General features: G+C 68.9%; 1 protein-coding gene and 1 pseudogene. Both read right to left on the bottom strand.

All coding sequences use genetic code 11. The features are described 5' to 3' along the window. Positions 1-182, bottom strand: a pseudogene (locus HA630_RS27265) (hypothetical protein); the annotation flags it as partial. Positions 183-201: 19 nt separating this feature from the next. Continuing rightward, a partial coding sequence (locus tag HA630_RS27270) for a LuxR C-terminal-related transcriptional regulator (protein ID WP_243855307.1) occupies positions 202-318 on the bottom strand: 117 nt, incomplete at its 5' end.

Here is a 318-nt window from a genome sequence, read left to right on the forward strand (position 1 = left end):
AGGCGGCTGCCGCGCAGGTAGCGCCACAGGCCCACCCGCTGCTGGCGCTGCAGTTCCACAAAGCGGTCGGCCAGGGCCTGGCGCTGCTGCTCGAACTGGGCGCGCAGCGCGGCGTACTCCTGTTCCAACTGCTCTTGCAGGGTTTTGATGCGCGCCAGCAACTCTTCGATGGAGGGGGTCATGCGGTGGGCCTCGGTGGGGTCAGCCGGTCAGCAGGCGCTGGACCAGATCGACGGAACTGCTGGCCTGGTACTTGCGCATCAGGCGGGCGCGGTAGATTTCCACGGTGCGCGGGCTGATGCCCAGCGCCCTGGCCGT

This window comes from Aquabacterium sp. A08 (genome assembly GCF_011742065.1).